Raw genomic sequence first — 23,593 nt, forward strand, 5'->3', positions numbered from 1 at the left:
GCACTCTCAACCCGACGACGTACCCGCGATGAACGATCCACCGCACCGCGGGAGGTTATCAAGCGGTCATGAACCCGTATTGCGCCTGGGTCAACGCCTCTTCCTGCGCCGCTTCTTCCGGGTGTGCGAAGTGTCCGGTTTCCATGACGAACAGCTCCTTCGGCCCGCCGAGCGCGTTGTACACGGCGAACTGGCCGGGCGGCGGCACCGCGGGGTCGAACAGCGCGGCGCCGACGTGCACGGGCCTGCGCACGAACGTGGCGGCGGTTGCCGAGTCGAAGTAGGCCAGCACGTCGAGCACCTCAGGCCGCCTGGCGTAAAGATCGCGGACCGCCTCGCCGCTGCCCGTGCACGGCAGGGTGACCCGCAGCGGGTGGTTGCCGAAGCTCGGCACGACCAGCGCGCCGCTGGCGAACCTGTCGTCGAAGGCGAGCACGAACGGGCCGATGCCGCCGCCGAAGCTGGAGCCGATGTAGTCGAGCCTGACGTCGGCCGTCTCGGGCACGAGCTCGCCCAGCGCGGTCGCCGCGCACCACATGTCGGCGACGCAGCCGCGGTGGATGTAGGTCTCACGCGAGCCGATGCCGTACAGGACGTGCTCCTGCGCGTCGGAGGGCAGGTCGGGGTGGAGGCTGCGGGTGGGCAGGCCGCGCGCGCACGGCCAGATCGTCGCCGTGCCGGGGATGCCGACCCGCACCTCGGGCCTGTCCCTGCCGCCGTAGCCGTGCGCGACCACGCGGGCCCTGGTGATCTCGCCGTCGATCGGCAGGCTCAGCCAGCCGCCGATCCTGAACCCGTCGGCCGAGGTGAAGCTCACGCCGTGGAAGCGCAGGCCGTCGGCCTCCCACTCCACCGGGCCGAGCTTGGGCGCGACGCTGACCGCGCTCGCTCGCGCGTGCGTCTCCCGCCAGAACCGCTCGAAGTCCACCGGTGCTTCGGGCGCGGGTACGGCCAGCAGCGCGTCGAGGTCGTAACCATAGGTCGGGTCGAAGGCGAAGTCGTGCCGCGGTATCAAGGCCAGCCCCTTTGTGCAAGATCGTCAGCCCAGCTTAACGGCCCTCTCCCTCGATGAGGAAACGATGCGCCACGGCGGGTCAGGCAGCCGCGCGGTGACCGCTCGCGCCTGCGCCTCGCCCTCCGGCAGCAGCGCGCCCGCCGGCAGTCGCGGGGAGTTGGCCGCCACCACCCTGCCCTCGGCGTTGACCAGCGTCACCTGCGTCGGGCACGCGGCCAGCACACCCAGCAGCAGCGCCTCGAACCTGGCCGCCCGCACGTCGGCGCCGACCACGCCGAGGAAGCGCCCGTCCACCTGGGCGGGGGCGGTGAAGGTGAGCACGTAGGTGTCGGTGCCGCCGTAGTCGACATAGGGCCCGACCACGTGGCGGCAGCGGGTGCGCTGCGGCACGGCGAACCACTCGGCGGCGGTGTAGTCGTAGAAGTCGAGGCTGTCGGGGTCGAGGTCGACGTCGAGGAAGACCGGGTCGTCCTCCGGAGGGGCCTGCCACCAGTCGAGCCAGCGCGGCCGGTCCGCCAGCACTCCGGGCGCGACGATCACACCGGTGCCAGCCGCCACGCCGCGCAGGCGGCGCAGGCAGCCGAAGATCTGTGGCCGGACCCCGGCCAGGTCCGCGGAGCTGAAGGAGGGTGAGGAGCGGTAGCACTCCTCCATGCCCACCCGGATCTCCTCCAGCGCGCGGAAGACGTCCTCGACGATCGCGTGAACCCGCTCGGCCACGTGGGCAACATGTGGATCGCTCATCGCCACTCCCGTCGGCCCTGGGTGACAAGTCGCCAATGGAACTCCATCAGACGCTCCGTGCCCCTGTCGAGGTGCTCCTCTGTCAAGGTTCGCGCACGGTCGGCCTGCCTGGCGGTAATGGCCTCGATGACCTGGCGGTGGCTGCGCACGACCTCGCCGGGGTCGACGGCCTCGCCGTAAGGCAGCCAGAGCAGCTCGCCCACCTCGGACTGGATGTCGATCTCCGCGCGGGTCAGCCTGACGGACTGGGCGGCGGCGGCGACCTCGATGTGGAAGCGGCCGTCGGCGCGACGGCGCTCGCCGACGGTGCCGGCCGCTTCGAGACGGTCGACGACGTGGTGGAGCCTGGCGACCTGGTCGGCCGAGGCGCGCAGGGCGGCGAGGCGGGCGGCCGTGCCGGCGATGGCGGCGCGGTAGTCGCCGATCTCGCGCAGCTCGGAGGTACTCAGCTCGCGCAGCCTGGTGCGCAGCCTGGCCGTGGAGGGGTCGGCGGGACCGCGCACGAACGTGCCGCCGCCCCTGCCCCGCCTGGTCTCGACCAGGCCGCGTTCGCGCAACGCGGCGAGCGCGGCCCGCAGGGTGACGGTGGAGACGTTGAGGGAGGCGGCCAGCTCGAGCTCGGCGGGCAGCTGGTCGCCGTCGGCGACGAGGCCGAGCGCGATCGCCTCGGCCAGGCGCCGGACCACGACCTCGACCCTGCCCGAGCCGTCGTCGACGGGGGCGAAGACAGCGGCGCCGGGGAGCTGATGCACAGCAGACAGCTTATTGCCTTTTGAAATATGAACTCATAGTTTTAATTGCAACCCGATCTGAGGGAGGCCTCCAGTGCCCGATCCCGAGAAGAGGTTCGCCGAGGAGTGGCGTGACGCCGCCTACAACTGTTTCTCCTCAGGCCACAAGTTCTGCCGCGAGGTCTGCCCCGTCATGCAGGTCACGCGGAACGAGTCGTGGAGCCCCACCGCCTTCCACGCCAACGTGGTGGCGATGGAGCAGGGCTCGCTCGAGGTGTCGGACGTCGCGGCCGACTACGTCAACTGCACCGGGTGCGGGGCCTGCGAGCTGCGCTGCCCGAACTCCCTGTTCACCGGCGACTTCTACCGCTTCCGCACCAGGACGGTCGACCTGGTCAAGGGCGTGCGCTCGCTGGCCGTACGGCAGGGCGTGCACCAGCCGGCCTGGCAGCGCTGGAACGGGCTGACGGCCGAGCGGACGCACGAGCCCGTGGCCGACGGGGTCTCGCAGGAGCGGGTGCGCGACTGGGCGCAGGGCCTCGACCTGACGGTGGGCGGCGAGACGATCCTGTTCGTCGACTGCGAAGCCGCCTTCTACCGCCCGTCGGTGCCGAGGTCGGTGGCGCGCGTGCTGGGACTGGCCGGATACGAGTTCGGGCTGATGAACGAGCAGTGGTGCTGCGGAGGGCCCGCCGCCGAGATGGGCTACGAGGACCAGGCGCGGCGCTTCGCCGAGCACAACCTGGCCGACTGGCGCGCCTCGGGGGTGCGGCGGGTGCTCGTGCTCGACCCGCACGACTACATCACCTTCACCGAGGACTATCCGAAGTACTTCGGCGAGGCCTTCGACATCGAGGTGGTGCTGGTGGTGGAGCTGCTGGCGGCGCTGATCAGGGAGGGACGGCTGGCCCCGCACGTGCCGGTCGAGCGGACGGTCACCTACCACGACCCCTGCAGGCTCAACAAGCGCAAGGGGATCTGGCAGGAGCCGCGCGAGATCCTGCGGGCGATCCCCGGCCTGACCTTCCACGACGTCGACAGGGTCAGCCAGTGGTCGTACTGCTCGGGCGCGGGCGGCGGGCTCGCGGTGGAGAAGCCCGAGCTGACCGCGAAGATCAGCGAGATGCGCGTGGGCAAGGCCGCCGAGCTGGGCGTGGACACCCTCGTCACCGCCTGCCCGTGGGCCGAGCGCCCGCTGACGGCGGCGGGCGAGGCCCGCTCGATCGGCGTCGTGGACCTGCACGAGCTGCTCGCCGAGTCGCTGGGGGTGGCGCCGTGACCGTCACGCTCGGCGATCCTGTGCTGGAGGAGCTGCGGCGGATCCTCGGCCACGACCACGTGCTCACCGGCAAGGCCGACCGCCTCAACAGGACGCGAGTGCCCGCGCCCTTCCCCGTGCACCGCTGGGCCGAGCGGATGCCCGACCTGATCGTCATGCCCGGCTCGACCGGCGAGGTCGCCGAGGTGCTGAGGCTCGCGCACGCCCACCGCATCCCTGTCGTGCCGCGTGACGGCGGGACGGGCCTCACCGACGGCGCGGTGCCGCTGCGCGGCGGCATCGTCGTGGATGTGAAACGACTCAACCAGATCAAGGAGATCGATCTAGACAACAGGACCTGTACGGTTGGCACCGGGATCAACGCGCTGAAGCTGAACGAGGTCCTTTCACGACACGGCCTGCTCTATCCAGACGACCCCGCGTCGTATCCGTGCTCACTCGTCGGCGGCCGCATCGGCACCAGTGGCTGGTCGCTGATCGGCTCGCGCTACGGCCACACCCGCGACCTGGTGCTGAGCTTCGACCACGTGCTGCCCACGGGGCGGGTCATCCACGTCGGCGACGGCATCGGCAGGAAGATCACCAAATCCTCGAGCGGCTACCAGCTGAAGCACCTGTTCATGGGCCACCAGGGCACGCTCGGCATCGCCACCGAGGCCACGCTGAAGCTCTTCCCCAAGCCCGAGGCGGAGTTCTCGCCGTTCTGGGCCTTCGACGACTACGACACCGCCTACCGGACCGTGGGGCAGCTGGCCAGGGCGGGCGTGGCGACGTTCGCCGGCGCGGTGCTGTTCGACGAGTGGAAGGTCGCCTACCTGCGGCGCGACGACGAGGCCTACATCCCGCAGCCCGCCTCGGTGAAGGCCCTGGTCTGCGCGGCGCTGTACGGCTACGAGGACGAGGTGCGCGCGGGCGGCGCCCGCCTGATGCGCATCGCCCGCTCGATGGGGGCGCGCTACCTCGGCGACGAGATCTCGCAGGGCGACTGGGCCGCCCGCCACGACCGCTACGCCACCCCGCTGCACGGACGTACCCGCTCGGGCCAGGTCGTGCCGATGAGCTGGCACTGCGAGGACGCCTCGATCAACTACACGAACCTGCCGGCCGTACGGCTGGCCTGGCACGAGATCGCCGACCGGCTGCGGCGCGCCTCCGACGTCTTCGACGACTGGGGGATGTTCGCCTACACCAACGGCGCCACGGGCGTGGACTACCTGACCGAGATCGACATCGGCATCTGGGAGCAGCGCCTCGACGACGCCGCCTGGGCGGCGTGGGTGTCGGCCAAGCGCGACCTGGCGGCGGTGGCGCTGGCCCACGGCGGCTCGATCAGCGCCTGCCACGGCTCGTGCCGCGAGGGCGAGGTGGACCTGGTCCCCGAGGAACTGGGCGGCGGGTTCGACGTGATGCTCGCGATCAAACGGGCGCTGGACCCGCACAACATCATGAACCCCGGCAAGTACCTCCTCGACCGCGCCTACCCCGACCAGGACGGCAGCCCATGACCCCCTCGCCCGGGCCTGCCGAGGTCCCTCCGCCGTACCGTGCCGAAACCGCAGCGATCGACGAGCCGTCAGACGAGGAGGAGTCGTGAGCTACCGCTACAGGGACGAGATGACCCCGCCGCCCCCCGAGCGCGCCTCCGAGGTGGCGGTGACCCGCTTCGAGCACGTCTACGAGGTGGATCCCGCGCTCATGACCGAGCACGTGACCCAGCAGACCTTCCCCAACTGGGACACTCTGCGCCTGGTCCGCTCCCGCGCCGGCCACCTGGCCTGGATGCACGCCCACTTCGCCGACAAGGTGGTCTCCGGCGAGGAGTTGCTCGATGACCTCGACCGATGACGGCAGGCTGGCCGACCTCGGCTACACCTCCGAGTTCCGCAGGGACATGAGCCTGTGGGCGAACTTCTCGCTCGGCTTCACCTACCTGTCCCCCGTCGTCGGGATCTACACGCTGTTCGCGGTCTCGCTGGCCACCGGCGGGCCGCCGATGATCTGGAGCCTGCTGATCGTCGGCGCCGGCCAGTTCCTGGTGGCGCTGGTGTTCGGGGAGATCGTCTCGCAGTACCCGCTGACCGGCGGCATCTACCCGTGGGCGCGGCGCCTGTGGGGGCGCAGGTGGGCGTGGATGACGGGCTGGGTCTACCTCGTCGCGCTGCTGGTGACCATCGCCAGCGTCGCGTACGGCGCCGGCCCCTACCTGTCGGCCTTCCTCGGCATCGAGGTGAGCACGACCAACACGATCATGTGCGCGCTGGTCATCCTGGCGGTCGCGGTGGCCGTCAACCTGGCGGGGACCAGGGTGCTGGCGATGGCGGCGATCATCGGGTTCACCGCCGAGCTGGTGGGGGCGCTGGCCGTGGGCGGCTGGCTGCTGCTGACCCAGCGCCGTCACGGGCTCGGCGTGCTGTTCGACTCGTTCGGGGCGGGCTCGGAGTCGGGCTACTTCGCCGCCTTCCTAGCCGCCGGACTGATCGGGATATTTCAGTACTACGGCTTCGAGGCCTGCGGGGACGTCGCCGAGGAGGTGCCCGACCCGACGCGGCGCATCCCGAAGGCCATGCGCATGACGATCTATGTGGGCGGGGCGGCTGCGACGTTCGTCTGCCTGGCCCTGCTGCTGGCCGTACCTGACTTCGGCGCGGTGATCTCCGGAGCGAGCGCCGACCCCGTCTCCGAGGTGCTCACCACCGCCTTCGGGCCCACCGGGCTGCGGGTGGTGCTCGGGGTGGTGCTGCTGTCGTTCCTGTCGTGCGCGCTGAGCCTGCAGGCGGCCGCCAGCCGGCTGCTCTACTCCTACGCGCGCGACGGCATGATCGTCGGCAGCGGGCCGCTGAGCAGGTTCTCGGCCGTACGGCACGTCCCGCCGTACGCGCTGCTGGTGGCCGCGGTCGTGCCCGCGCTCGTGGTCATGGGCTCCATCGTCTCGGAGGACGCCCTCGTAAAGATCATCTCGTTCGCGACGCTCGGCATCTACCTCGGCTTCCAGATGGTCGTGCTGGCCGCGCTGCGCGCGCGGCTGCGCGGCTGGCGCCCCTCGGGGCCCTTCACGCTGGGCGCCGCGGGCCTGGCGGTCAACGTCGGAGCGCTGGTGTACGGCGTGCTGGCCATCGTGAACATGATCTGGCCGAGGACCCCCGACGCTCCCTGGTACGACAACTGGCTGGTGGCGCTGTCCGGCCTGGTCGTCGTGGGCGTGGGAGCGCTGTACCTGTTCGCCGCCAGGCCCCACGAACACGGCGTGGCCCCCGCGGGCGACGCCATCCAGGAGGAGCGATGAAGTTCAGTTACGTGATGCTGCCGGACTATCCGCTGCAGGACTCTCTGTCGGCGATCAGGCTGGCCGACGAGCTCGGCTTCCACGCCTGCTACGCGGCGGACGAGACCTGGCACAAGGACCTGTGGCTGCTGTTCGCCGCGGCCTCGCAGCAGACCAGCAGGATCAGGTTCGGCCCGAGCGTCTCCTCCGTCGTGCTGCGCGAGCCCACGCTGATCGCGCAGGCCGCCGCCACCCTCGACGAGCTCAGCGGAGGACGCGCCGAGGTGGTCCTGTCCAGCGGCAACTTCGGGTTGCTGGCCCAGTACGGCATCGACTGGACGGTCACCAGGCCGCTGTCGCGCGTGAAGGAGGCCGCGCACGTCGTCCGCACGCTCCTGGACGAGGGCGCGATCACCTTCGAGGGCGAGTTCTTCAGGTACAACGGCCTGTTCACCTTCGCCAGGCCGGTGCAGGAGCACGTCCCTGTGAAGCTCGGCGCCATGCGCGGTCCCCGCTCCTTCCGCGCGGCCGGTGAGCTGTCGGACGGCGTGCACCACGCGCTCAGCTACACCCGCGAGGCCTACGACTACCTGGTCACGGAGTTCAGGGCGGGGGCGGAGAAGGCGGGCAAGGACTGGTCGTCGATGGACATCGGTGCCTGGGTCGTCTTCGCCACCGGGCCCGACTCGGCGGTGGCGAAGGAGGCCGCCCGCAGCATGGTCGGCCTGTACGCCTCCTCGATGCCGGACGAGCAGCTGGAGCGCAACGGGGTGGACCCGAGCGCGATGAAGCCGATCGTCGACGCGCTGGGGGCGGGCGATCTGGCGCGGGCGATCGAACTGACCACGCCCGAGCTGGGCGACCGCCTGTCGATCGCGGGCACGCCCGAGGAGTGCGTGGAGAAGATCAAGAGGGAGATCGAGCCTTCGGGAGTCAACCACATGATCCTGGCGGTGACGGACGCGACGCTGGTCAAGCAGTTCATGGGACGCGACCTGCCGGAGGTCTCCTCGGTGGAGACCCAGCTCCAGCTCATCCACGACCGCATCATGCCGTCGTTCACCTGAACAAGCACAGTCCGGCTTGAAGCCCGCCGCCGTGTGGGTGCGTTCCGAGCCCGCTCTGCGGTACGAGCACGTGGACGATCCGGGGCTTCGGCCAGGCCACAGAGGGTCCCTGCCGGGCGAGTGGGAGTGGACCAATGTGTGGGGCTCGAACGGCTTCTGTGGCGGGGCTTACAGCGCCTACCTCGACGAAATCGGCTGGCCATCTGTGTAGGGCCGCGCTGAGGGGGCAAGGACTCCGGATCCCGCAACCGAGAACGAGGAGGAGCCGTCGTGCTCACCTTGACACCCAATGCAGCTCAGGTCATCAAGGACCTGACCGCCCAGCAGGATGTGGAGGCCGCCGGCATCCGCATCTCCTCGCAGGGGGACGACCAGGGAGCCCTGGTGCTCAGCATGGCCACGGCGCCGGAGCCGACCGACGCGGTGGTGGAGGCCGAGGGAGCGAGGGTCTACCTCGACCCCGTGGCGGCCAGCGTGCTGGACGACAAGTCTCTCGACGCAGACACGGATGGGCAGGGTGGTGTCGCCTTCCACGTCACCGACTGACGCGCCTGTGAAAGAGTGCCCTCCTCCACGGGAGAGGCACTCTTTCCCTGCGCTCCCGGCTCGTTCCTGGCATCGAGCCGATGATCCACCCCGCGCCGACCCCTACGCGGGACGGCGTCGCCCACCGACCATCAACCTGACCCGCTGCCGCCCAGACCCGCTGACGCTTTGGACACCTGCCGCCCTGGACCGCTGACGCTCCGGACATCTGCCGCTCACCGATGCAGCCCTGGATATCTGGTGCCGTAGACGGCGGGCGACGGGATGGCTGGCGGCGAGACGATCGGGTGGGCTAGCGGTGGAGGAGGGCGGCGGCCTCGGCGGGCGAGGGCAGGCCCTCGACGTCGCCGTACACCTCGACGATGCGGCCCGCCAGCTCGCTTCCCACCCACGCGGCGCGCTCCGGACCCGCTCCGGCGAGTCGAGCGGCCAGATAGCCGCCCAGCAGCGCGTCGCCCGCGCCGACGGGGTCGCGCACCACCCGCGCGGCACTCGGCAGGTGGACGGGCGCTCCGTCCTCGCCCCGGCAGTGGACCCCGTCGGCCCCCGCCTTCACCACCACCTCGATCTCCTGCCCGGCCCCCGCCCCAGACCCGGTTCCGCCGGCCCGGGCGGCGGCGAAGACGGCGGCAGGGTCGGTGGTGCCGAAGAGGGGTTCGGCCTCGTCCTGTCCGAGAACCAGCAGATCGGTCAGCGGCAGCAGCTCGCGGACCGTCTCCAGCACCCGGTCCTGGTGACCGAGAGCCGGGCGGAGGTTCGGGTCGACGACCAGCATCGCCCCCGCCTCGCGCGCCCCCTCCGCCAGCGCCCGCACCAGCCGCTCGGGCCCCTCACCCAGCGCGATCGTGATGCCGCTGACCACGATCGCTCGGGGGCGGGTGGCCAGGATGGCGGCCGCGTCACCCTCGTCCATTCCCGCCGCCGCCGAACCGCTCCTGTAGTAGTGGACGCGCCTGGCCCCGTCCGGCCGTACCTCCTTGAAGAACACGCCCGTCGGACGTCCGGCGTCGCGGCCGACCAGGGAGGTGCCGACGCCGAGAGCGCGCGCGGCGTTCAGCACCCGCTCGCCGAACGGGTCGGCGCCCACGCGGGAGGCGAACCAGGCGGTGCCGCCGAGCCTGGCGACGGCCGCGCACACGTTCAGCTCGGCGCCGCCGACGTGCACGCCCATCCGCTCGGCGGTCGCCAGGTCCTCACCTTGGGCGGGCTGGAGCAGCACCATCGCCTCGCCGACCCCGACCACGTCCGGACGAATCACCAGGTTCTCCTTAGTTCGCGCTGACTTGATCGGCGACGATACCGCCTGCGTTTCCAATTGACAGTCTTGCAATATGTGCGAAAGCATCCCATATAGAGCAATCAAATCCCACGGAGGTGGCCCGGTGCGGGAGTTCAGATGGCGGCTGGCGGAGCGCGTGGTGGCCGACCGGGTGATCGGCATCATCCGCGCGCCGTCGGCCGACATGGCCATCTCGTATGGCGAGCGGCTCGCCTCCGCCGGGCTCGGGGCCATCGAGGTCTCCCTCTCGACGCCCTGCGCGCTGGGCGCGATCCGTACGCTCTCCTCCCGGGAGAGCGGCGCCCTGATCGGGGCGGGCACGGTGATCGACGCCCACCAGGCGGTGCTGGCCATCGAGGCGGGGGCGCGTTTCCTGGTGTGTCCCACTCTCAGCACCGAGGTGATCCGCGCGGGCAGCCGCCACGGAGTCCCCGTGGTGGCGGGCGCCGCGACCCCGACCGAGATCGTCGCCGCGCTGGAGGCAGGAGCCGACCTCGTGAAGCTGTTCCCCGCCTCTCAGAGCTCACCCAGGGCGCTGCGCGACCTGCTGCAGGCCCTGCCCCATGCCCCGGTCGTCCCCACGGGCGGGGTCACGGCCGCCACCGCGCCCGAGTGGATCGCGGCGGGGGCGGTGGCCGTGGGCATGGGCGGCGAGCTGACCAGGGGCGAGCCCGAGGACACCGAACCCCGCGTGCGGGCCCTGCTGGACTCACTCAAGTGACGAGGCGACGCCCCCGTCACCACCACCGAAGCCCTGCCCCCGCAAGACGCCCACTCGCAGCCGCCCGTGGAAGATCTGCACCTGAAAGCGGCGCCCGTGGAAGCTGCGCGGTCCGAAAGGCCGTTCGCTACCCCCAGGTGCAAGATCTACGCCCGGAAGGCGGCCGGTACGACGGGCCATACCGGCCTGACGATTCCTAGCCGAACAACTTGTTGACGTAACGCAGCTGCTCCTCACGCTGGAAGCCGCCGCCGCCCTCGTGGTTGTTCCACGGCCAGACGGTGATCTCCTTCGGCCCCTGCCAGTGGTTGTAGGCGGCGAACACCGTCGAGGGCGGGCACACGTCGTCCATCAACGCCACCGAGTACAGCGCGGACGTCTGCCCTCTGGCGGCGAAGTTCAGCCCGTCGAAGTACGACAGCGTGCGGAAGACGGCCTCCGCGCTGGGCCGCTGGCTGGCGAGGAAGCGGACGATCTCCTGGTAGGGGTCGCGTCCGGTGATCTCGACCGCCCTGCGGAAGTGGGTGAGGAACGGCACGTCGATCAGCGCGCCCTTCACCGAGGGACGCAGCGCCGCCACCGCCTGGGCGATGCCGCCGCCCTGGCTGCCGCCCGAGACCACGATCCTGTCGCCGTCGATGGCGGGGTGCCCTGCTGCGACCTCCACGGCCCTCACCGCGTCGGTGAAGACCCGGCGGTAGTAGTAGTCGTCGGGGTCGAGAATGCCCCTGGTCATCATGCCCGGCGCCTGCGGGGAGGCGCCGCCGTGCGGGTCGGCGGTGGCGCCGGGGCTGTGGAGGCTGTGCCCTCCCTGCCCGCGCGTGTCGACGACCAGCACCGCCAGGCCCGCCGACGGCCAGACCAGGTGATCGTGGACGAAGCCCCTGCCGCCCGAGTAGCCGATGTACTGCACCACGCACGGCACGGGGCCCTCGGCCGCACGTGGCACGAGCAGCCAGCCGTTGATCCGGTGGCCGCCCCATCCCGCGAAGGAGGTGTCATAGACGTCCACGGTGGCCAGCGGGATGTCGTGCGGCGTGAAGACAGGAGCGAGGTCGTGCTCGGCGGCCTCGGCCAGGGTGCGGCTCCAGAAGGCGTCGAAGTCGGCGGGCTCGTCCCTCTCGGGGCGGTATGCACGAAGCTGGTCGAGGGGGAGGTCGAACAGGGGCACAGGGTCTCCCAAAGGTCATATGACGGGCTCTGACATTTCACCCCATCCACCCGTGAAAGCGCTATCCCTCCCCTCCAGGATCCCGCCGTACGAGACAGGCGAAGCGCTACCCCGAGGTCAGGAACTGCGCCCCGGAGACGAAGACCTACGCATATGCCGCCATCCGGTCCTCCTCGCCCGCCGCCCCGCGATGGAGTCAGAGAACCCGGCCCACGGCGCCGTCGACGCGCAGCTTGGGCGCCTCGTCCAGCAGCGGCACCTGCGCTTCGTCCTCGTCGCCGAGGCGCCACTCCTGGACGGGCACGAGTCCTGGCCCGATCAGGTCGAAGCCCTCGAACAGCCTTTCCACCTGCTCCCGCGTCCGGAAGGTGGCCTGGGCAGGCGAGTTCGCCGTGGCCATGGTGAGCTGCGCGATCGCCTCGGGCGCGCTCTCGGCCATCGTGTGCGACAGCACCAGATGGCTGCCCGGCGACATCCGCTCCCTGAAGCTCGCCACGATCCCCGCGGGGTCCTCGCTGTCCAGGATGAAGTGCAGCACCGCCACCATCAGCACGCCGACCGGCTGGTCGAAGTCGATGAGACCGGTGACGTGCGGATCGTTCAGCACATCGTGAGGCTTGCGCACGTCGGCCTGGATGCTCGCCACGCCAGGTGTCCTGGCCAGCAGCACGTCGGCGTGCATCCGCACCACGGGGTCGTAGTCCACGTAGATCACCCGGCACGCGGGGCTCACCTGGCGGGCGATCTCATGAACGCTCGGAGAGGTCGGGATACCGGTGCCCAGGTCGATGAACTGCCGCACACCCTGCTCGGCCAGATGGCGCACCGCCCTGACCGTGAAAGCTCTGTTGGCCCTGGCGACCAGCCTGGTGTCGGGGGCGACGGAAAGAAGCCGGTCGGCGACGGCCCTGTCGACGGCGAGGTGGTCCTTGCCGCCGAGGAGGTAGTCGTACACCCGAGCGGAACTCGGCACCTTGGGATCAACACCTGGAGGAACCCGCTCCAGCTCGCTCAAGAGTGTCTCCTTACCTCATTCAACGTGATCGTCATGCTACCGGGCAGGGTCGGCGATCAGTCGGTGCCGCAGGGCCGTACGGCTAGCCGAAGGAGCGCACGAACGCGGTGACGGCCGGGCGGCGGTCGGCGGCGCGCCAGGCGATGGCCAGCCTGGCAGGCGACAGGCCTGAGACCGGACGGGCGACCAGCCCAGGGCGCCGGTACAGCTCCGCGTTGCCCTCCGAGAGCAGCACCAGCCCGAGCCCGGCCAGTACCGCCTCGAAGACGCCGTCGGGCGAGGCCGCCTCCGCCCCGACGATCGTTCCAGGACCACCGAGCCAGAACTCCCGCAGCGGCCCGGCCGTCTTGGGCAGCGCCACGAACGGCTCCCCGCGCAGCTCGGCGAAGTCGATCTCCTCCCTGGCGGCCAGCCGGTGGCTCTCCGGCATCGCGACGAAGCGCCGCTCGGTCGCCAGCACCCTGGTGGCCACCCCCTCGGGCGCGGGCAGCCACACGAAGGCGACGTCGGAGCTGCCGTCGGACAGTCCGGCGCTCGGGTCCTCCCAGCCGACCACGCGCAGCGACACCATCCAGCCCGGCATCTGCTCCCTGAACCGCCGCAGCGCCTCGGCCTGGATCCCGCGTCCGACGGCGGTCTGCAGGCCGATCACCAGGGTGCCGCTGGGGGCGGCCTGCCGTACCAGGTCGAGACCCTCGTCCCACCGGGCCAGCAGGTCGCGGGCGACAGGCAGCAGCGCCGTGCCCTGCCTGGTGAGCGCGAGGCCGCTCGGCACGCGGTCGAAGAGGACGAACCCGAGCTGCCGTTCCAGCGCTCTCAGCTGCTTGGACAGGGCGGGCTGCGACACGAAGAGCCGCTCGGCCGCCCTGGTGACGTTCAGCTCCTCGGCGGCCGCGACGAAGTACCGCAGCTCTCGCAGGTGGATCTCCATAACCACCGGTTATACCGACATGTCTTGGACGTGGCCACAGGGGGGCGCGCAGGATCGGGGGCATGAGAACTCTTGGCAAGCTCACCGTCCCCCCGATCGGGTTCGGCGCGATGGTGCTCTCTCCCGGCATCTACGGCGAGATCGACGACGACTGGGCGCTGGCCGCGCTGCGTCACGCTCTCGACGAGGGCGGCACCCACATCGACACCAGCGACGCCTACGGGCCGGACGGGCACAACGAGCGCCTGGTCGGTAGGGCGATCAAGGGCAGGAGGGACGAGGTCGTCGTGGCGACCAAGTTCGGCCTGGCCGTCCCTGAGGGGGTGGAGACCAGGTCCATCCCCGTGGGGTACGCCTTCGGCGAGCTGCGCGGCAACGCCGACCCCGCCCTGGTGCGCGGTTACGCCGAGCGCAGCCTGCGCAACCTCGACACCGACGTGATCGACCTGTACTACCTGCACTACCCCGACCCCGGCGTGCCGGTCGAGGACACCATGGGCGCGGTGGCCGAACTGGTGCGGGCGGGGTTGGTACGGCACGCGGGCCTGTCGAACGTGACAGCCGAGCAGTTGCGCAGCGCCCACGCCGTGCTGCCGATCGCGGCTGTGCAGGTGGAGTGGTCGATGTGGCGGCCGATCGATCCCGAGTTGCTGGCGGCGACGCGGGAGCTCGGCGTCGGTGTGGTGGCGTGGAGCCCGCTGGGCTCCGGCTTCCTCACGGGGAGCGTCTCGAAGCTGGAGGAGGGCGACTTCCGGCACCACGCGCCGCGCTTCGACGCCGCCAACCTGGCCGTGAACAACGACAGGTACGCGCCGATCAGGCGGCTGGCCACCGAGCTCGGCATCACCCCCGCCCAGCTGGCGCTGGCCTGGCTGCTGCACCAGGACGAGCACGTGGTGCCGATCCCCGGCAGCAGGACCCCCTCGCACATCAGCGAGAACCTGCAGACCTCGGGCATCGCGCTGCACCCCGACACGCTGAGGCGGCTGGACGAGGCGCTGTCCTCCTTCAAGGTGGAGGGAGGCACGCTGCTGTAGGCATGTAGGCATGCCCCCTCCCGAGAGGTGGCCACGCCCGCAGGGTCAACCCCCTGCGGGCGATGTCCATAGATATGCGGCACATCATCGGAAGTCGGATGGTGAGCGCCTGAACCTGGGCGTCATATCCCCCAAAAAGGGTCTTCGAGTAGGTTCGTGCGTGTGCTGTGGCCCGTGTGGCGTCGCCTCGCCCGGCGCGGCCTGCGTCTTGTGGGTCGCGCGCTGGCTGGCGCGGCCGTCCTGGTGCTCGCCCCCGTACTGGCCCTGGCCACCCTGGGCGGCCTCGCCAGCCTCACCGCCACGCCCGCCGTCCTGCTGGGCGCGGCCCTCGGCGTCTTCGCCTCGATCTTCTTCCTCGGGCTCCTGCTGCTCCTGCCCCGTCCCGCCTCCCGGCTCCCCCGCTGGCTGCGGGCGCTCGCCATCCTCGGCGTCGAGGCCCTGGTCGTCTGGCAGGTGGCCGCGGCCACCCTCGACCCTCTGCGGGACGCCCGGCCGCCACCGCCCGTCGCCGGCCAGCGGACCTGGGAGCTGTCCACGGGCTCCAGGCTCGCCTACGTCGTCAGGAAGCCGAAGCGGTCGCGAGGGCTGCCGCCCGTGGTGGTCCTGCACGGCGGCCCCGGCCGGGCCGACCTGGGCGGCGACTCGGCCTTCTTCGGCGCCCTCGCCGCCGACGGCCGTCCTGTCTATGTCTACGACCAGTTGGGGGCGGGCCGCTCGTCCCGGCTGGCCGACCCTGGCGGGTACGGCCTGACCAGGGACCTCGACGACCTCGAGGCGATCCGCCTGCGGCTGGGGGCCGACCGGCTCGTTCTGGTCGGCCACGCGGAGGGCGCGCTGCTGGCCGCCGCCTACCTGGCCCGCCACCCCGGCAACGTCGACAGGCTCGTCCTGTCGTCACCCGGGGGGCTGCGGCCTGCTCCGTCGGGCGCGGCGCTGGCCCGCCTGGACGCCGCCCAGAACCGGCGCCTGGCGCTGAGCCTGCTGCATCCGCGCGTTCTGGCGGCCTCCGCGCTCCTTCAGACGAACCCCGCCGCCGCCCACTCCGTCGTGGGCGACGCCGAGCTCGACGCCCGCCTGGCCGCCTACCACCGGCTGCTGGTTCCCGCCCGGCGCTGCGGATCGGGCGCCGCGTCCGCCGCCGCCACCGGCGCGTACGCCAACCTGGCGCGGCGCCCGATCCCCTCATGGATCGGTGAGGGCATCAGCGGCAGCCCGGCTCCCACCCTGATCGTCAAGGGCTCCTGCGACTACCAGAGCTGGTCGTCGGCCGCCGGCTACCGGGCGATCATGCCGGCCGCTCAGCTCGTGTACCTGCGCGGGGCGGGGCACGACGCCTACCGCGACCGGCCGGGACCGTACCTGGAGACCGTCCGCGCCTTCCTGGCCGGCCACCCCCTCAGGCCCCATACCGGCGAGCTCCCCCCTCCTGACTTCCAGGGCCCGCCCTGAGCCCCGCCGGCTCGTCACCTTCGCCGGCTTGGAGGGCGATCGGGCCCTGAACGCTACGCGTCTTGCACCGACCCCCAGCCGTTGTTCCAGATGTTGTCCCAGTCAGCCTTAACGATGATCTTGTACCGGTGAGTCAGCCCGCTGATGGTCTTGACGCAAGGCTTGGTCGTCTGGTCGCAGGAGAAGGACCCGACCGACACGTTGTTGATCGTGTCCCACACGGTGCCCTTAACATCCCCCGCGAGCTTGGCGATGATGTACCCCTTGGTGGCGGGGACGGAGCCGCTCGTGCAGGTGGCATCGCCATTGAGCCAGCAGGTGGAGCTTCCGGCGCTGGCCGGAGTCGCGGAGGCGGTCACGAGCGCCACCGCGATGGCTGCTGATGCGGCTGCGAAGTGTCTGAGCTTCATCGGGTCTCCTCACTCGAATGCGGCCAGTGGTGGCCGCACGGAAGTGAGCGCCAGGCTAGGAGCCGGCTGTTGAGTGGCCGTTGGGTGATCGTTGGGCGATCGGGTAACGCCCACTCGGGAACACGTGGACGGGCGGGGTGCGCTCCCTGCCAAGATCCACGAAAGCGAGTGCGCGGGCGTCCGGTTGGGCCCGAGGACAAAGAACGGCGGGCATCCGTCGTCCCGCAGGCCAAAGGGCGGCGCGGGTCGCATGGTGATACTGGCAGCATGGATCTCGAACGAGTCAAGCGCGAGGTATTCTCGCTGGTCAGCCCGCACACCCCCGGCCTGGCCGTCGGCGTGTACGTCGACGGCGCCGCGGTGCTGACGGTCGCCCAGGGGGCGGCGTGTGTGGAGTTCGGCGTGCCGGTCGACGAGCACACCCGGTTCGACATCGCCAGCGCGAGCAAGCAGTTCACGGCGGCGTGCGTGCTGCTGCTGGAGCGCGAAGGGAAATTGGGGCTCGACGACGACGTGCGGATGCACGTGCCTGAGCTGAGCCTGGAGACCCCGGTGACGCTGCGGCAGTGCCTGCAGCACACCGGCGGCCTGCCGGAGTGGTACTCGCTGCAGGCGCTGACGGGCGTGCCGCTGGCGGAGATGACCGAGCAGCGGCTGCTGGAGGTGCTCACGGGCATCCGCACGACGACGTTCGAGCCGGGCACGGCGTTCTCCTACTCCAACACCGGCTACGTGCTCGCGGCGGTCGTGATCAACCGCGTCACGAATTCGTCGCTGGCGGAGTTCGCGCGCAAGCGGCTCTTCGAGCCGCTGGGGATGGCGGATTCGCTGTTCCGTGACGACGCGTCGCTTCCGCTGGACAGGCTGGCGTACGGCTACGCCAACGCGCAGGGCGAGCCGCGCAGGGCCGACACCCAGGAGAGCGCGGTCGGCGACGGCGGACTGGTGACGAGCGTGGCGGGGCTGGCGCCGTGGTTCGGGTTCCTGGCCGACGGGCGGGTGCTCGGCACCGATCTGCGCGAGCGGCTGCTGGAGCGGGGGGTGCTGGCCGACGGCACGGTCCTGGCGTACGCGATGGGGATCTATCACGGCGAGGGCTGGTTCGCCCACGCGGGCGGCATGCACGGGTACCAGTCGAACCTGCTGTACCTGCCCGATCCGGGTGTCGGCATCGCGGTGCTGTCCAACCAGACGGCGATCAATCCGGTGAGGGTGTCGCACCGGCTGGCGCGGCTGCTGCTCGGCCAGGAGGAGCCGCCGAAGCCCGAGCCGAAGAGGCTGGCCGCGCCTGAGCGGCTGCACTGGCAGGATCCGGCCGAGGGCGGGACGCTCGTCCTCGCACCCGCTGACGAGGGCATCGTGATCGCCGGCCTGGGCGTGTTCACCGGCGGCGCCGACGGACGCTGGCACGGGACGGGCGACGCCGAGGGCGGCTGGGTGGAGATCGACGGCGACCGGCTGCTGCTCAGCGTCGGCCCCCTCTCGCGCCCCCCTGTCGTCTTCGACGCGGCCGAGCCGCCCTCGGACGCGCCGCTGCCCGACGGCGTCTACCGCAGCCGGGAGCTCGGCGTCGACGCCATCGTGAGCGACGGCGAGGTACGCATCGGCCGCGAGCTCAACCTGCCGGTGTCTGCCGCCCCTGGCGGAGCGTGGAAGGCCGGGCCGTTCACGCTCCGTATCCACGAGGGCGACCTGCTGGTGAGCGGCGGCGGCCTGCGCCGGACGCGCTTCGAGGGCTGATCGGCCCGCAGGACGAGACGGGGGCCGCCGGCTCTGGCTGCCGGGTTCTTGGCCTCCGTACCCGCCATGCCCTGATATTTCATACTTTCGTACCTAGCGCCCGCGATGGCGGGCAAGGGAGCCTAGCGCCATGCATGACCTGCTGCTTCGCGACGGGATCGTCCATGACGGGCTCGGAGGAGCGCCCCGGCACGCCGACGTCGCGATCGCCGACGGGCGCGTGGCCGCCGTCGGGCGCGACCTCGGCCCTGCCCGGCGCGTGATCGACGTCTCCGGCCTGCTCGTCAGCCCGGGCTTCGTCGACCCGCACAGCCACTCCGACACCGTTCCCTTCCTGGAGGAGCCACAGCCGTTCAAGCTCCTGCAGGGCGTGACCACCGAGATCGTGGGCAACTGCGGTTTCTCGTGCGGCCCTGTCGATCCTGAGTCAAGGAGCTTCCTGCCGGCCGAATTGGCCGGGGCGGCCTTCGCCACTCTCGGCGACTACCTGGACGCGGCCGAGGCGGCCGGGCCGAGCAACAACCTGGCCGTGCTGGCGGGGCACAACACGCTTCGCCTGGCCGCGGCCGGGATGAGCGCCGAGATCACGCCGGACCGGCTGGCGCGCATGTGCGAACTGGCCGCGCAGTCCTTCGAGGCGGGCGCGGTGGGGCTGTCGAGCGGCCTGGAGTACGTGCCTGGCGCCTACGCGGACCTGGAGGAGCTGGTCGCGCTCGCGCTGGTGGCCAAGCGCTGGGACCTGCCGTACGCCACGCACATGCGCAGCGAGAGCGAGGGCCTGGCCGACGCGCTCGACGAGGCGATCGCGGTGGCGAGGCGGGCGGGCGTCCGGCTGCAGGTCTCGCACTGCAAGGCCTCGGGGCGAGCGGTGCACGGCGCCTCCGCGATGGTGCTGGACAAGCTCGCCCAGGCCCGCCGCGCGGGCGTGGACGTGCGCGCGGACGTCTATCCCTACCTCGCCTTCGGCACCATGCTGGTCGCGGTGCTGCCCCCGATCGCGTGCGAGGGCGGCGAGCAGGCGCTGCTGGAGCGGCTGGGCGACCCGGCCGGGCGTGCGGCGCTGCGCGCACTCGCGGAAGACCCGGCCACCGGCACAGGCGTCGGCTTCTGGCGCGAGCTGCACCCCTCCGACGTGCAGATCCTCGTCCACAACGATCCAGGCATCGAGGGCAGGCGGCTGTCCGACCTCGGCGGCGACCCGTGGGAGGCGCTGTGCGACCTGGTCAGGCTGGACCCGCAGGCCTCGGGCGTCTTCCACACCATGCACGAGCGGGATCTGGCCGCCTTCCTGGCCGACCCGCTGATCTCCATCGGCTCCGACAACGGGCCTCCTGTCGGCCCCAACCATCCGCGCACGTTCGGGACCTTCCCCACCTATCTCGGCACCTACGTCGAGAAGGAGGACATGCCTGAGGCGATCCGCAAGCTCAGCTCCGCCGTCGCCGCCCAGTTCGGGCTGGCCGGGCGCGGCTGGCTGGGGCCGGGGGCGATCGCCGACCTCTGTGTCTTCGACCCCGTCACGATCGGCCACGCGGGCACCTACGAGAGCCCAGACGTGCGGCCCACCGGGGTCGAGCACGTCTTCATGGCGGGGCGCCAGGTGGTCGCGGGCGGGGAGTTCACCGGCGGCAGGCACGGCCGGATGCTCAGGCGGGGCGCCCGGTGACGGCGCGCGGACGGGTCACGCTCGGCGTGCTGATCGACAGCCTCGGCCCCGGCCTGGCGCGCCCGCTGGCGCTGCCGCACGGCAGGGAGCCGCTGGTGGGGACCCCGGTCATCTACGACCCCGAAGAGCCGCAGGCGGGGCTCGACGGTGCGGTCCTGCTGGTGACCGGCCGCCCGTCGGCCGAGATCCTGGCCCGCGCGGGCGAGAGCGGCGTGGCCGTCGTCGTGGTGAAGCCGGGCACCTGCGACGAGCAGGCGCTGGCCTCCGCGGCCAAGGCGGCGGGCACGGCGCTGCTCGCCGCGCCACCCGAACTGTCCTGGGGGCAGCTCTACACGCTCGTCGACGCCCTGCTCGCGGTGGTCGCCCCGGCCGGGGACCCGCGCGGCACCCGGGCGGCCGACCTGTTCGTGCTGGCCAACGAGGTGGCGGTCCGGGTGGGTGGCGCGGTGGCGATCGAGGATCTGGCGATGCGGGTGCTCGCCTACTCCACGGTCGAGGGCCAGCGCATCGACGAGCTGCGCAAGGAGGGCATCCTGGGCCGCCGGGTGCCCGAGCACCCGACCAACGCCGAGGAGTACGCGGCCGTGCTGCGCGCCGACGGGGTGGTCTGGAGCCACGAGCCGCGCGAGTACTACCCCCGTCTGGCCATCGCGGTCCGGGCGCACGGCGAGGTGCTCGGCACGATCTGGGCGGTGCAGGCGGAGGAGCCGCTGGCTCACGACGCCGCCGCGGTCCTCGAGGAGGCGGCCACCGCCGCGGCGCCGCACCTGGCGCGCATCAACCTGGCCGCCGACGAGGCGCGGCGCAGGCGCGACGAGTGCCTGGGCTGGCTGTTGCGCGGCATCGGCGCGGTCGACGAGCTGGCCACCTCCTTCGGCCTGCTGCCGCGCGAGCCGGTGACGGTCGTGACGCTGGGCCCCTACGCGGGCTCGGCCGACGCCTTCGCCGCGACGCACGCCGCCGACCTGCTGCGCACCGCGTTCGTGGCCTACCGGATCAGGGCCGCGACCGGCGTGGTCGACGGCCGCGCCCACGCGATCGTGGCGGCCGAGGCGTCCGCGACGTTGCTGCGCCGCATCATCGTGGACACGCTGGCCAGGGTGAGCGAGCGGCTGGGCGGCGGCTGGCGGGCCGGCATCGGCCGTACCGCCGCCTCCGTCGCCGCCGTGCCCGCCGGGGCGCGCCAGGCGGAGGAGGCGCTGCGCGCGGTCTGCGGGCCGTTCACCCAGGAGCTGGCCGGGTCGCACGAGGAGCTGTCGGCGGCGCTGTTCCTCATGGACGTGGAGGCCGCCCTGCGGCCCAAGCCCTCCCTGTCCGGTGAGCCTCTGGCGCTGGTCGCCGCGCACGACGCCAGGCACGGCACCCACTACGTGCACAGCCTGACCGTCTGGATCGGCGCCCACTACGACGTGCCCCGCGCGGCCGAACTGCTGTCGCTGCACCCCAACACACTGCGGTACCGGCTGCGCAGGATCGGCGAGCTGATCGCGCTGGACGATCCGGACACGCGGCTGGTGCTCGCCCTCCAGCTCAGGCTGAACGACGCCACAAAGCAGAGCGGATGAAGTTCGGCGTGGACGCCAACGCCCCGGACGGCGCGCGCCGCGATGCTGATGCCCATGGCCGAACACCTCACCATCCGTTCCCTCCACGGCACCGGGGCGCTGCGGCGTGCCGACCGACTGCTCCGCGAGATCTGGGGAACCAGACGCGGTGACGACCCGCCGATAGCCCTCGACCTGCTGTGCGCGTTCGCCCACACCGGCGGGTACGTGGGCGGCGCCTTCCTCGACGACGAACTCGTCGGGGTGGCGACGGGGTTCCTGGCGGCCGGCCACAGCCTGCACTCGCACGTCGCGGGCGTCGCCGAGAAGGCGCGCGGACGTGGCGTGGGCCGGGCGCTCAAGGAACACCAGCGGGACTGGGCGGCCGAGCACGGGCTCGTGGCCGTCTCGTGGACGTTCGACCCGCTGGTCCGGCGCAACGCCTTCTTCAACCTGACCCGTCTGGGCGCCGAGGTCGGCGCCTACCTGCCCGATTTCTACGGGCCGATGAGCGACGGCATCAACGACGGCGGGCCCTCCGACCGGCTCTTCGTCACCTGGCCGACCGCGCAGGCCGCTCCCCCGCCGGTCCAGGAGCGCGAGGGGGTGGTCGTGGTGGACGAGACGGGAGCCGTTAGGGACGCCGAGGGCGCGCCGCTACTGCGGTGCGCCACCCCTGCGGACGTCGAGGCGCTGCGCACGACGGACCCCGCCGCGGCCGGGAGGTGGCGGGCGGCGCTGGCGAGCGGGCTCGGCGGCGCGCTCGGCCGGGGATACCGGGTCACCGGGTTCACCCGCTCCGGCTGGTACCTGCTCGCCCGCGGGGGTGCCGCGTGAAGCTCGAAGCCGTCGAACTGCGCCAGGTCGCGCTGCCGCTGGTCAGCCCGTTCCGCACCTCGCTCGGCACGCAGACGGTTCGCACCGCGCTGCTCGTGCGGGTGCTCACCGACGAGGGCGAGGGCTGGGGCGAGTGCGCGGCCGAGGACGAGCCGACCTACAGCCCCGAACACCTAGCAGGGGCCGCCGACGTGATCAGGCGGTTCATGCTCCCCGCGCTGGCCCCGCTCGATCTGGATCCGGCGGCGGTCGGTACCGCGCTGCGGCACCTGCGCGGGCACCCGATGGCCAAGGCGGCCGTGGAGATGGCGGTGCTGGACTGCTGGCTGCGGGCCCGCCGCACGAGCCTGGCCGCCCACTTGGGAGGGGTACGGCAGCGCGTGCGCGTGGGCGTCTCCGTGGGCATCGCCGAGACCGTCGACGCGCTGCTGGACACGGTCGACCGGCATCTGACCGCCGGCTACGCCAGGATCAAGCTGAAGATCGAGCCCGGCTGGGACCTCGAGCCGGTCAGGGCGGTGCGCGAGACGTTCGGCGCCGGCGTGATGCTCACCGTCGACGCCAACACCGCCTACGAGCCGGGCGACCTCAGGCACCTGGCGAAACTCGACGCCTTCGGGCTCGCGCTGGTCGAGCAGCCCTTCGCCCCTGACGATCTGCACGCGCACGCGGCGCTCGCCGCCCGCATGGACACGCCGGTCTGCCTGGACGAGAGCATCACCAGCGCGCGCGACGCGGCCGAGGCCATCAGAAGGGGCGCCTGCTCGATCATCAACATCAAGCCCGGCCGGGTGGGCGGCTACCTGGAGGCGCGCCGCATCCATGACCTCGCCCAGGCGAACGGTGTGCCGGTCTGGTGCGGCGGCATGCTGGAGACAGGCCTGGGCCGGGCCGCCAACCTGGCGCTGGCCAGCCTTCCAGGATTCACGCTGCCGGGCGACATCTCCGCCACCGAGCGGTACTACCACCGCGACATCACCCGCCCGTTCGTGCTCGACGGCGGCGAACTGGCCGTTCCCGCCGAGCCCGGCCTCGGCGTGCTGCCCGAGGAAGCCGGCCTGGAGGCCTGCACGACGGTGGTGGACACGGTGAGCTGCGCCTTCTGAACGTGCCCTCGGCAGAGGGCGTGAAGAAGCGCAGGACCCGCAC

At 71.8% G+C, this 23,593-nt stretch carries 22 protein-coding genes; 14 read left to right on the forward strand and 8 right to left on the reverse strand.

Going from position 1 to position 23,593, the window contains the following annotated elements; all coding sequences use genetic code 11:
* Positions 1-58: 58 nt before the first annotated feature.
* The 3 genes from ABFX55_RS19075 to ABFX55_RS19085 are packed head-to-tail and all read right to left on the reverse strand — an operon-like array spanning position 59 to position 2,511.
* Entirely contained in the window at positions 59-1,015 is a 957-nt protein-coding gene (locus ABFX55_RS19075) for an acetylxylan esterase (protein WP_346122811.1), read from the reverse strand.
* A gap of 24 nt (positions 1,016-1,039) precedes the next feature.
* Positions 1,040-1,759 carry a PDC sensor domain-containing protein gene (locus ABFX55_RS19080; RefSeq protein ID WP_346122812.1) on the reverse strand — a complete coding sequence of 240 codons (720 nt, stop codon included), beginning with the start codon at positions 1,757-1,759 and terminating at the stop codon, positions 1,040-1,042.
* Positions 1,756-2,511 carry an FCD domain-containing protein gene (locus ABFX55_RS19085; RefSeq protein WP_183645004.1) on the reverse strand — a complete coding sequence of 252 codons (756 nt, stop codon included), beginning with the start codon at positions 2,509-2,511 and terminating at the stop codon, positions 1,756-1,758. Before ABFX55_RS19085 ends, ABFX55_RS19080 begins: the two co-directional genes overlap by 4 nt.
* A gap of 73 nt (positions 2,512-2,584) precedes the next feature.
* On the opposite strand from ABFX55_RS19085, the gene ABFX55_RS19090 reads away from it, so the two are divergent.
* The 6 genes from ABFX55_RS19090 (at position 2,585) to ABFX55_RS19115 (ending at position 8,644) form a co-directional block, all read left to right on the forward strand.
* Positions 2,585-3,769: a (Fe-S)-binding protein gene (locus ABFX55_RS19090; RefSeq protein ID WP_346122814.1), complete on the forward strand. Its 1,185-nt coding sequence runs from the start codon at positions 2,585-2,587 to the stop codon at positions 3,767-3,769.
* Positions 3,766-5,274, forward strand: a complete 1,509-nt coding sequence (locus ABFX55_RS19095; RefSeq protein ID WP_346122815.1) for an FAD-binding oxidoreductase — start codon at positions 3,766-3,768, stop codon at positions 5,272-5,274. Before ABFX55_RS19090 ends, ABFX55_RS19095 begins: the two co-directional genes overlap by 4 nt.
* Before the next feature lie 85 nt (positions 5,275-5,359).
* Positions 5,360-5,614, forward strand: a complete 255-nt coding sequence (locus tag ABFX55_RS19100) for a hypothetical protein (RefSeq protein WP_312895397.1) — start codon at positions 5,360-5,362, stop codon at positions 5,612-5,614.
* On the forward strand, positions 5,598-7,052 hold the full coding sequence (locus tag ABFX55_RS19105) for an APC family permease (RefSeq protein WP_346122817.1): 1,455 nt from the start codon (positions 5,598-5,600) through the stop codon (positions 7,050-7,052). The genes ABFX55_RS19100 and ABFX55_RS19105 overlap by 17 nt, the downstream gene beginning before the upstream one ends.
* Positions 7,049-8,098, forward strand: a complete 1,050-nt coding sequence (locus ABFX55_RS19110; protein ID WP_346122819.1) for an LLM class flavin-dependent oxidoreductase — start codon at positions 7,049-7,051, stop codon at positions 8,096-8,098. Before ABFX55_RS19105 ends, ABFX55_RS19110 begins: the two co-directional genes overlap by 4 nt.
* A 270-nt stretch (positions 8,099-8,368) precedes the next feature.
* Positions 8,369-8,644, forward strand: coding sequence for a HesB/IscA family protein (locus ABFX55_RS19115; RefSeq protein WP_346122821.1), 276 nt, complete (start codon positions 8,369-8,371; stop codon positions 8,642-8,644).
* A gap of 292 nt (positions 8,645-8,936) precedes the next feature.
* Here the strand turns inward: ABFX55_RS19115 and ABFX55_RS19120 are convergent, their stop codons facing one another.
* Positions 8,937-9,902: a sugar kinase gene (locus ABFX55_RS19120; protein ID WP_346122823.1), complete on the reverse strand. Its 966-nt coding sequence runs from the start codon at positions 9,900-9,902 to the stop codon at positions 8,937-8,939.
* 124 nt (positions 9,903-10,026) lie between these two features.
* Between ABFX55_RS19120 and ABFX55_RS19125 the strand changes: the two genes are divergently transcribed.
* Positions 10,027-10,644 (forward strand): bifunctional 4-hydroxy-2-oxoglutarate aldolase/2-dehydro-3-deoxy-phosphogluconate aldolase, encoded by a 618-nt coding sequence (locus ABFX55_RS19125; protein WP_346122825.1) that lies wholly within the window; start codon positions 10,027-10,029, stop codon positions 10,642-10,644.
* Between the two features lie 196 nt (positions 10,645-10,840).
* Here the strand turns inward: ABFX55_RS19125 and ABFX55_RS19130 are convergent, their stop codons facing one another.
* The 3 genes from ABFX55_RS19130 to ABFX55_RS19140 all read right to left on the reverse strand — a co-directional run bounded on the left by ABFX55_RS19130 (position 10,841) and on the right by ABFX55_RS19140 (position 13,761).
* The gene (locus tag ABFX55_RS19130; RefSeq protein WP_346122827.1) at positions 10,841-11,815 is read right to left on the reverse strand and encodes an acetylxylan esterase; all 975 of its coding nucleotides are present in this window, start codon (positions 11,813-11,815) and stop codon (positions 10,841-10,843) included.
* 196 nt (positions 11,816-12,011) lie between these two features.
* Positions 12,012-12,830, reverse strand: a complete 819-nt coding sequence (locus ABFX55_RS19135; RefSeq protein WP_346122829.1) for an SAM-dependent methyltransferase — start codon at positions 12,828-12,830, stop codon at positions 12,012-12,014.
* Positions 12,831-12,912: 82 nt separating this feature from the next.
* Positions 12,913-13,761, reverse strand: a complete 849-nt coding sequence (locus ABFX55_RS19140) for a LysR family transcriptional regulator (protein ID WP_346122831.1) — start codon at positions 13,759-13,761, stop codon at positions 12,913-12,915.
* A 62-nt stretch (positions 13,762-13,823) separates the two neighbouring features.
* Here ABFX55_RS19140 and ABFX55_RS19145 point away from each other — a divergent pair, with 62 nt between their 5' ends.
* Together ABFX55_RS19145 and ABFX55_RS19150 are read left to right on the forward strand one after the other, a co-directional pair.
* Entirely contained in the window at positions 13,824-14,798 is a 975-nt protein-coding gene (locus ABFX55_RS19145) for an aldo/keto reductase (RefSeq protein ID WP_346122833.1), read from the forward strand.
* 156 nt (positions 14,799-14,954) lie between these two features.
* Positions 14,955-16,247: an alpha/beta fold hydrolase gene (locus ABFX55_RS19150; RefSeq protein WP_346122835.1), complete on the forward strand. Its 1,293-nt coding sequence runs from the start codon at positions 14,955-14,957 to the stop codon at positions 16,245-16,247.
* A 53-nt stretch (positions 16,248-16,300) separates the two neighbouring features.
* On the opposite strand, the gene ABFX55_RS19155 is transcribed toward ABFX55_RS19150, so the two are convergent.
* The gene (locus tag ABFX55_RS19155; RefSeq protein ID WP_346122837.1) at positions 16,301-16,657 is read right to left on the reverse strand and encodes a hypothetical protein; all 357 of its coding nucleotides are present in this window, start codon (positions 16,655-16,657) and stop codon (positions 16,301-16,303) included.
* 267 nt (positions 16,658-16,924) lie between these two features.
* Here ABFX55_RS19155 and ABFX55_RS19160 point away from each other — a divergent pair, with 267 nt between their 5' ends.
* The 5 genes from ABFX55_RS19160 to menC all read left to right on the forward strand — a co-directional run bounded on the left by ABFX55_RS19160 (position 16,925) and on the right by menC (position 23,550).
* Positions 16,925-18,397, forward strand: coding sequence for a serine hydrolase domain-containing protein (locus tag ABFX55_RS19160; RefSeq protein ID WP_346122839.1), 1,473 nt, complete (start codon positions 16,925-16,927; stop codon positions 18,395-18,397).
* A 130-nt stretch (positions 18,398-18,527) separates the two neighbouring features.
* A complete protein-coding gene (locus ABFX55_RS19165) occupies positions 18,528-20,063 on the forward strand; it encodes an N-acyl-D-amino-acid deacylase family protein (protein WP_346122841.1) in 1,536 nt (511 codons plus the stop codon).
* On the forward strand, positions 20,060-21,628 hold the full coding sequence (locus ABFX55_RS19170; protein WP_346122842.1) for a PucR family transcriptional regulator: 1,569 nt from the start codon (positions 20,060-20,062) through the stop codon (positions 21,626-21,628). The genes ABFX55_RS19165 and ABFX55_RS19170 overlap by 4 nt, the downstream gene beginning before the upstream one ends.
* 54 nt (positions 21,629-21,682) lie before the next feature.
* Complete coding sequence (locus ABFX55_RS19175; RefSeq protein ID WP_346122844.1) at positions 21,683-22,444, forward strand: GNAT family N-acetyltransferase; 762 nt, start codon at positions 21,683-21,685, stop codon at positions 22,442-22,444.
* Positions 22,441-23,550, forward strand: a complete 1,110-nt coding sequence (gene menC / locus ABFX55_RS19180) for an o-succinylbenzoate synthase (RefSeq protein ID WP_346122846.1) — start codon at positions 22,441-22,443, stop codon at positions 23,548-23,550. The genes ABFX55_RS19175 and menC overlap by 4 nt, the downstream gene beginning before the upstream one ends.
* Positions 23,551-23,593 lie beyond the last annotated feature (43 nt).

The organism is Nonomuraea roseola, from assembly GCF_039535395.1.
GTDB classification, from domain to species: domain Bacteria; phylum Actinomycetota; class Actinomycetes; order Streptosporangiales; family Streptosporangiaceae; genus Nonomuraea; species Nonomuraea roseola.

Bases quoted from the DNA above. Each gene is read 5' to 3' on its own strand.
- ABFX55_RS19175 (WP_346122844.1), top strand. From the start codon at position 21,683: ATGGCCGAACACCTCACCATCCGTTCCCTCCACGGCACCGGGGCGCTG.
- ABFX55_RS19165 (WP_346122841.1), top strand. From the start codon at position 18,528: ATGCATGACCTGCTGCTTCGCGACGGGATCGTCCATGACGGGCTCGGA.
- ABFX55_RS19110 (WP_346122819.1), top strand. From the start codon at position 7,049: ATGAAGTTCAGTTACGTGATGCTGCCGGACTATCCGCTGCAGGACTCT.
- ABFX55_RS19145 (WP_346122833.1), top strand. From the start codon at position 13,824: ATGAGAACTCTTGGCAAGCTCACCGTCCCCCCGATCGGGTTCGGCGCG.
- ABFX55_RS19080 (WP_346122812.1), bottom strand. From the start codon at position 1,759: ATGAGCGATCCACATGTTGCCCACGTGGCCGAGCGGGTTCACGCGATC.
- ABFX55_RS19140 (WP_346122831.1), bottom strand. From the start codon at position 13,761: ATGGAGATCCACCTGCGAGAGCTGCGGTACTTCGTCGCGGCCGCCGAG.
- ABFX55_RS19160 (WP_346122839.1), top strand. From the start codon at position 16,925: ATGGATCTCGAACGAGTCAAGCGCGAGGTATTCTCGCTGGTCAGCCCG.
- ABFX55_RS19105 (WP_346122817.1), top strand. From the start codon at position 5,598: ATGACCTCGACCGATGACGGCAGGCTGGCCGACCTCGGCTACACCTCC.
- ABFX55_RS19155 (WP_346122837.1), bottom strand. From the start codon at position 16,657: ATGAAGCTCAGACACTTCGCAGCCGCATCAGCAGCCATCGCGGTGGCG.